This is a genomic window from Kineosporia sp. A_224 (assembly GCF_002198655.1).
Taxonomy (GTDB): Bacteria; Actinomycetota; Actinomycetes; order Actinomycetales; family Kineosporiaceae; genus R-H-3.
The window spans coordinates 64,470-70,923 of the sequence record NZ_MWLN01000186.1 but is presented as its reverse complement, the minus strand read 5'-3'; the positions used below and the strand labels follow the sequence as shown (position 1 = coordinate 70,923).

The following is a 6,454-nucleotide window of genomic DNA, read 5'->3' as shown; positions in this document are numbered from 1 at the left end:
TCGAGGGTGGCGAGGGTCGCGGCGTCCTCGGCGACGGCGGCGAGCCGCTCCCGGACGGCGGTCAGCTCGGCGGCGGCGGCGGTGAGCGTGCTGTCGGCCGCGAGGTACCGCTCGTGCAGCGTCTGCTCGGCCTGCGCCGTGACGGTCGCCGACCGGCCGGCGGCGTCGGACGCGGGCGGCGCCGCGGGCCGCGGGTGCTCGGCGCTGCCGCACACCGGGCACGGCCCGTCGTCGGTGAGGGCGGCCGCGAGCTCGGCGGCCATCCCGTCGAGGCGGGCCTCGCGGGCGTCGAGCCAGGCCTTCATCGCCGTGTTCCGGGTGCCGGTCGTCGTCGACACCCGGGTGGTGAGGGACTGCTCGGTCGCGAGGAGACGGTCGCGCTCCTCGGCGGCGGCGAAGACCTGGCCGGCGCTGCGGTGCGCCTCGTCGGCCTGCGCCTTCCCGGCGGCGACGGCGGTGACCTCGGCGAGCCGCACCCGCAGCGCCTCGAGCTTCGCCGTGGCGGCCGCCTGCCGGACGACGACCCGGTCGTGGTCGGCGTGCGCCGCCGCGCACGCGGCCCGGGCGGCGGCCACCTGGGTGTCGAGGGTGGCGAGGGTCGCGGCGTCCTCGGCGACGGCGGCGAGCTCGCCGACCCGCTGCCGGACGGCGTCCGCGGCGGCCCGCAGCGCCTCGTCGTCGACGTCGGGGACGGGGGTGCCCGCGGACGGCCCGTCGGCCTCCGTCGGGACCGGGCCGAGCGCCGCGGTGCGCCGGGCGACGGCGGCCGCCGCCTCCTCGCGGCGGACGACGGCGTCGCGGATCCCGGCGGCGAGCGCCGCGACCGGCTCGGCGCGGACGGCGTCCCGCAGGAGCCGGCGCGTCGTCTCGGCCTCCTCGGCCGAGGTCATGAGGTCGTCCCGGGCCGCGGTGAGCGCGGCGTGCTCGGCGCGCAGCGCGGCCAGCGCGGTGGCCTCGGTGTGCGCCCGCTGGGCGACGTCGAGCCGGCCCTGTGCGGCGACCCGGTGGGCCAGGGCGTCCTCGGCGGCCCGGGCGGTGTGCCGGCGCAGCACCGTGAGGCGGCGGCGCGGGGCGTCGGCGCCGTCGGCCGCGAGGTCGTCTGCGGCGTCCGTCGGTGCGGAGTCGTCGGCGGCGTCGGCCGCCGGGTCGCCGGTGGCCGCACCGGCACCGAGGGCCGCCCACTCGTCGTCGCCGGCCCCGGCGGCCGGAGGACCACCCAGCGGCTCGACGGCCTGCTCGGCGCGGGCGAGCAGCAGGCGCGTACGTTCTGCGACGGCCTCGACCCGCTGCCGTTGCTCGATGCGCCGCTCCCGCACCCAGGTCGCGAGCGCCGCGTACCGGTCGGTGCCGAAGAGCTTCTCGAGCAGCGCCTTGCGCTCGTCGGCGTCGGCGCGCAGGAACGCCGCGAACTCGCCCTGGGGGAGCAGGACGAGCTTGGTGAACTGGTCCGGCCCGAGGCCCAGGAGCTCCTCGAGCAGGTGCGCGGCCTCGTCGATCCGGGCGGTCAGGGGCTCCCAGGAACCGTCGACGAGCTCGCGGACCGTGACCCGGGCCTGCTCGGGCGTCGTCCCGCTGCCGCGCTTCTTGGGCCGGTCCCACGCGGGGGAGCGGGTCACCTCGAAGCGGCGCCGGCCGACGGAGAAGTCCAGGCGCACCTGCGGGACGGTCGCGGGGTCGGCGTGGTCGCTGCGCAGCCGGACCGTCGTCCGGCGGGTGCCGGGGACCTGGCCGTAGAGGGCGAAGCACACGGCGTCGAGGACGCTCGTCTTGCCCGCGCCCGTCGGCCCGTGGAGCAGGAAGAGCCCGCTCTCCGCGAGCGCGTCGAAGTCGACGGACTCCGAGCCGGCGAACGGCCCGAACGCCGTGACGTCGAGCCGGTGCAGCCTCACCCCGCCTCCTCGAACAGCGACGCCTGCTCGGCGGCCGGGGCGGCCGGACGGCGCCGGCGGACGGGTGGCCGCGGGCTCGCTCTGCTCGGGCTCGGGGGTCATGACGACGCCGAGGACGTCGAGCGCGTCGAGGGTCCCGAAGCCGTCGGTCACCGCGGCCTCGACGGGCGGCGCGGCCGGGGCCGCTGCGGCCGGGGCCGCTGCGACCGGCACGGCCGGAGCAGTCACCGCCGCCGGCGTGGGCGCCGTCCGGGTCGCGCGGCGCTCGCGCCGGTCGGCCCGCAGCGCCGCGGCACCGAGCCGCTCGGCGTCGTCCAGCCGCAGATCCTCGACGGCGGAGCGGAGGATCTCGACCTCGCCGTCGGAGGCCCGCCGGCCGCGGACGTGCTCGACGAACCCGCAGCAGACGTCGAGCTCGCTGCGGCCGGCGACCCGCTCGGTGTAGCTGAGGTCGACCGCGCCGGCGACGCCCTCGGGCTCGAACCGCAGCTCGAGGGTGTGCGGGAACCGGGTGCGCAGCCGCTGCATCGCCTCGGCCGGGCGCTCCGGGTCGGTGAGGGTGACCCGGCACCAGGCCTGCTCGTGCGGGGCGTAGCCGGAGCCGGAGAGCAGGTCCTCCAGGCGGCCGCGCAGCAGGGCGAGCGGCCGGGGGACCGGGGCCTCGACGGACTCGACCGACTCGACGCCGTCACGGCCGAGGGTGACGAGCCAGGAGCCCTTGCGGTGGGCGTGCTCGGAGAAGCTGTAGGCGAGGGGCGAGCCGCTGTAGCGGACGGTCTCGCTGATCCGCTGCCGGCCGTGCAGGTGCCCGAGGGCGGTGTACGACACCCCCTCGAACACGCCGCTCGGCACCGAGGCGACCCCGCCGACGCTGATGTCCCGCTCGCTGTCGCAGACCTCGCCGCCGACGACGAACGCGTGCGCGGCGACCACCGAGCGGGTCCCGGCGGGCCGGCCCGCGAGGTCGGCGCGGACGCCGTCCATCGCCGCGCCGAGCACGGCCGCGTGGGTGGCACCGGTCTCGGTGAGCCCGAGGGCGCCCGCGGCGAGGACCGGCTCGAGGTAGGGGAGCGGGTAGAGGGCGACCGGGCCGTGCCGGTCCTCGAGGAGCACGGGCTCGGCGCAGCGGCGCGCGTCGGTGCGGACGTGGACCCGGGCGGTCTCGAGCACCCGGGAGGCGAACCCGAGGCGGCGCGCGGAGTCGTGGTTGCCGCTCGCGAGGACGACGGTCGCGCCGGTCGACGTCAGCCGGGCCAGCGCCTCGTCGAGGAGGGCGACGACGTCCACCCCGGGGATCGCCCGGTCGTAGACGTCCCCGGCGACGAGCACGACGTCCACCTGCTCGGACCGGACCACCTCGACGACGTGGTCGACGAACGCCGCCTGGGCGTCGAGCATCCCGACGCGGTGGAAGGACCGCCCGAGATGCCAGTCCGAGGTGTGGAGGATCCGCACGATCCAGACCCTATGCACTGGTCCCGACAGCCGGGGCGAGGCGCGCCCGCCGGGCGGCCACCGGCGTGCGTCACGTCGGACGCTCTGGTCACGCGGGGGCGGCCTGTGCTTCAGTCGCCGCATGGGCGACGAGGTGAGCGGGACCGGGTTCACGCGCGAGGAGCGGCAGCGCTACCGCGAGAAGGTCCAGCTGTGCCTGGACGTCTTCGAGCGGATGCTGTCGACGACGCACTTCGACGCCGAGCAGCCGATGACCGGGCTCGAGGTCGAGCTCAACCTCGTCGACGCCGACTACCAGCCCTTCCTCGGCAACATGGCCGTGCTCGAGGAGATCGCCGACCCGGCCTACCAGACCGAGCTCGGGGCCTACAACATCGAGCTCAACGTGCCGCCGCAGCCGCTCGCGGGGGACGCGAGCCTGCGGCTCGAGGCGTCCCTGCGGGCCTCGCTCAACGCTGCGGAGGAGAAGGCCAACCGGCGCGGCGGGCACATCGTCATGGTCGGGATCCTGCCGACGCTCATGCCGCAGCACCTCGCGGACGAGTCGTGGATGAGCCCGTCGGCGCGCTACCAGGCGCTCGAGAACTCGATCTTCGCCGCCCGCGGCGAGGACATCCACCTCGACATCACCGGCGTCGAGCGGCTCGCGACCTACGCCGACACGCTCGCGCCCGAGTCGGCGTGCACGAGCGTCCAGCTGCACCTGCAGGTCGCCCCGGCCGACTTCGCCCGCAACTGGAACGCCTCCCAGGTGATCGCCGGCCCGCAGCTCGCGATGGGCGCCAACTCGCCGTACTTCTTCGGCCACGAGCTCTGGCGCGAGACCCGGATCGAGCTCTTCGCCCAGTCGACGGACACCCGCCCGCAGGAGCTGCGCAACCAGGGCGTGCGGCCGCGGGTCTGGTTCGGCGAGCGGTGGATCACGTCCATCTTCGACCTCTTCGAGGAGAACGTCCGGTACTTCCCGGCGCTGCTGCCCGAGGTGACCGACGAGGACCCGTTGCGTGTGCTCGAGTCCGGCGCGGCGCCGCGGCTGCAGGAGCTCCGGCTGCACAACGGCACGATCTACCGCTGGAACCGCCCGGTCTACGACGTCGTGGACGGCGTCCCGCACGTGCGCGTGGAGAACCGGGTGCTCCCGGCCGGCCCGACGGTCGTCGACATCCTCGCGAACAGCGCCTTCTACTACGGGGCCCTGCGGGTGCTCGCCGAGGACGACAGGCCGGTCTGGACGAAGCTCACCTTCCCGACGGCCGAGGAGAACTTCCACGAGTGCGCCCGGCGCGGCCTCGACGCGACGGTCTACTGGCCCGGCCTCGGGGACGTCACCGTCGACGAGCTCGTCCTGCGCCGGCTGCTGCCCATGGCCTACGAGGGCCTCGACCGCTGGGGCGTCGACCCCGCCGTCCGTGACCGCTACCTCGGCATCATCGAGGAGCGCGCCAAGACCGGCCGGAACGGGGCCGCCTGGCAGACCGAGACCGTCCAGGCGCTCGAGGGGCGCGGCGCACCGCGGGCCGAGGCGCTGCGCCAGATGCTCGCGCTGTACGTCGAGGGGATGCACTCGAACGAGCCGGTGCACACCTGGCCGGTGCCGTAGGCGGTTGCCGGGGACGCGTCAGCGCGATGCCATCGACCGCAGGCTGACGCCGCCCAGCGGGTCCGTGGCCCAGGCCGCGGTGAGCGTGCCCGCGGCGACGTCCCCGTCGAGGCGCAGCCGGTGCGGGGTCTCGAGCAGCAGGACGTCGGCCCGCACCTGCCCCGGGGCCGGTGAGCCGGCGCTCACCGCGAGCGGTGCGGCCCCGTCGTCCGGCTCGGTGACGGCCCAGCCGCCGGTGCCGACGTCCGCGACGACGGTGCCGTCCCAGGCGTCGAGCGTGAGGGTCCAGCCGGTGGCGTCGCGGCGCAGCACGGCGCCGGTGACGCCGCGCAGCGCGGCCGTGCCGGCCAGGCGCAGCACCGTCCCGGCCGGGACGGCGTCCGGGCCGCCCGTCGGGACCGGCGGCAGCCCGAGCGTGGCGAGCCGGACGGCGAGGGCGTCGTCCGCGGCGGACCGCGGCAGCGGCCCGTCGGCGAGCGCCGGCAGCACATGGGCCCACACCGCGTCGAGCGCGGCCTGCATGTCGGGCGCCGCGGCCGTCGTCGCGACGACGAGGTCCGACTCGGGGACGACGACGCAGAACTGCCCGTAGGCGCCGTCGCCGCGGTAGCCGTGCCGGGAGCGCCAGAACTGCTGCCCGTACCCCTGCGCCCAGTCGCCGTCCCGGGCCTCGACGACGGCCTCGCCGGCCGAGCCGGCGGTGCCGACGTGCCGGCGGGTCGCCTCCGCGACCCAGCCCTCCGGCAGCACCTGGCGGCCCTGCCGGCGACCGTCCTCGAGCAGGCACTGCCCGAACCGGGCGACATCCTCGGTCGTGAGGTGCAGGCCGGAGTAGCCGATCTCCCGGCCCGCGGGGTGCTGCTGCCAGCCGCCCGGCGCGATCCCGAGCGGGTCGAACAGGCGCGGCCGCAGGTAGTCGGTCAGCGTGCCACCGGTGAGCCGCTGGACGATCGCGGCGAGCGAGTACGTGCACGGCTGGTTGTAGGCGAACACGGTGCCGGGGTCGCGGTCGGGCGGGATCGTGAGGAACCCGAGGACCGGGTCGTCGGCCGCGAACGCCGCGTCGGCGGTCTCCGCGAGGTGCCCGCTCGCCATCGCGGCGACGTCCCGGACCCGCATCGCGCGGCTGCGCGGGTCGGTCACGTGCGCGTCCAGCTCCGGGAAGTACGACAGGACCGTCGCGTCCAGGTCGAGCAGGCCCTCGGCGACGGCGAACCCGGCGGCGGCCGACGTGACGCTCTTGCTCAGCGAGTAGAGCAGGTGCACCCGCCCGGGGGTGTACGGGTGCCACCAGCCCTCGGCGACGACGTGGCCGTGACGGACGACGACGAGCGAGTGCAGCTCGACGCCGGGCGCGGCGTCCACCGCGTCGAGGAACGCGCTGATCCCGCCCGGGTCGACCCCCTGGGCGGACGGCGTGCTGCGGGGCAGGGACGGCGGCACTGCGGGCGGCTCGGACGACGGCACCATCGACGGCACGGCGGGCTCCTCTCGCTGACCCGCCCATCGC

3 protein-coding genes and 1 pseudogene are annotated in these 6,454 nt (G+C 76.6%); 1 reads left to right on the top strand and 3 read right to left on the bottom strand.

From position 1 onward, the window contains the following. Together EDJALFJO_RS36510 and EDJALFJO_RS36505 are read right to left on the bottom strand one after the other, a co-directional pair. A partial coding sequence (locus EDJALFJO_RS36510; protein WP_369812560.1) for an AAA family ATPase occupies positions 1-1,991 on the bottom strand: 1,991 nt, incomplete at its 3' end. 198 nt (positions 1,992-2,189) lie between these two features. After that, positions 2,190-3,344, bottom strand: a pseudogene (locus EDJALFJO_RS36505) (exonuclease SbcCD subunit D); the annotation flags it as partial. Between the two features lie 121 nt (positions 3,345-3,465). On the opposite strand from EDJALFJO_RS36505, the gene EDJALFJO_RS19605 reads away from it, so the two are divergent. Beyond that, positions 3,466-4,944 carry a hypothetical protein gene (locus EDJALFJO_RS19605; RefSeq protein WP_088287996.1) on the top strand — a complete coding sequence of 493 codons (1,479 nt, stop codon included), beginning with the start codon at positions 3,466-3,468 and terminating at the stop codon, positions 4,942-4,944. An 18-nt stretch (positions 4,945-4,962) separates the two neighbouring features. Here the strand turns inward: EDJALFJO_RS19605 and EDJALFJO_RS19600 are convergent, their stop codons facing one another. Beyond that, the gene (locus EDJALFJO_RS19600; RefSeq protein WP_088288007.1) at positions 4,963-6,414 is read right to left on the bottom strand and encodes a serine hydrolase; all 1,452 of its coding nucleotides are present in this window, start codon (positions 6,412-6,414) and stop codon (positions 4,963-4,965) included. Between the last annotated feature and the right edge of the window lie 40 nt (positions 6,415-6,454).